This is a genomic window from Streptomyces sparsus (assembly GCF_054776295.1).
The window spans coordinates 1-1,178 of sequence record NZ_BAAHCA010001232.1 but is presented as its reverse complement, the minus strand read 5'-3'; the positions used below and the strand labels follow the sequence as shown (position 1 = coordinate 1,178).

General features: G+C 75.2%; 1 protein-coding gene. It reads left to right on the top strand.

All coding sequences use genetic code 11. The features are described from left to right. A partial coding sequence (locus tag ACYVE9_RS27590) for an acyl carrier protein (RefSeq protein ID WP_461030617.1) occupies nt 1-1,178 on the top strand: 1,178 nt, incomplete at both ends.

Below are 1,178 nucleotides of genomic sequence, written 5' to 3'. Positions count from 1 at the left end.
CCCCGGCCCGCGGCGGGGGGCTCGGCCCCCGGGTCCGACCGGGCCATGCTCCGCCTCGTGCGGTCCGCCGTCGCGGAGGTCCTCGGCCTGGACTCCGCCGAGGACGTGCTGCCGGACCGGGCCCTGCACACCCTCGGCTTCAACTCGCTGGCCGCTGTGGCCCTGCGGGACAAGCTGTCCGCCGCACTGGGGCGTCGCCTGTCCGCCGCCATCGTCTACGACCACCCCACCCCCAACGCCCTCGCCGACCACCTGCGGGGCGAACTGCCGGACACCGCCGCCGAACCCGACGGGGACCCGTCAGCGCCGGCCGACCCGGAGGAGCCCATCGCCGTGGTCGCGATGGGCTGCCGCCTGCCCGGCGGCGTGCGCTCCCCGGAGGACCTGTGGGACCTGCTGCTGACCGAGACGGACGCCGTAGGCCCGCTCCCGACGGAACGCGGCTGGGACCTGGACCGGCTGCTGGACGAGGACTCCGCCGGGGGCGGCAGGTCCTCGGCACGGCAGGGCGCCTTCCTGACCGGCGCCGACCGGTTCGACGCCGCCTTCTTCGGTATCTCGCCGCGTGAGGCGCTGGCCATGGACCCCCAGCAGCGCCTGCTGCTGGAGACCGCTTGGGAGACCTTCGAACGCGGCGGCATCGACCCGGCGTCGCTGCACGGCAGCCGCACCGGGGTCTTCGCCGGCGTGATGCACAGCGGCTACGGCCCCGGCCTCTACGACCGGGCGCCGGAGAACCTGGAGGGCTATCTCGGCAACGGGACCGCCGTCAGCGTGGCCTCCGGACGCATCGCCTACGCACTCGGACTCGAAGGCCCCGCCCTCACGGTCGACACCGCCTGCTCCTCGTCCATGGTGGCGCTCCACCTCGCGGTGCAGTCACTGCGGCGCGGCGAGTGCACGCTGGCCCTCGCCGGCGGCGCGGCCGTCATGGCCACGCCCGCCGTCCTCGTCGAGTTCAGCCGCCAGGGCGCCCTCTCCGCCGACGGCCGGTGCAAGGCCTACGCGGAGGCCGCGAACGGAACCGGCTTCTCCGAGGGTGTGGGCCTGATCCTGCTGGAACGGCTCTCGGACGCCCGCCGCCTCGGGCACCCGGTGCTCGCCGTGATCCGGGGTTCGGCGATCAACCAGGACGGCGCCTCCAACGGCCTGACCGCGCCCAACGGCCCCTCGCAGCA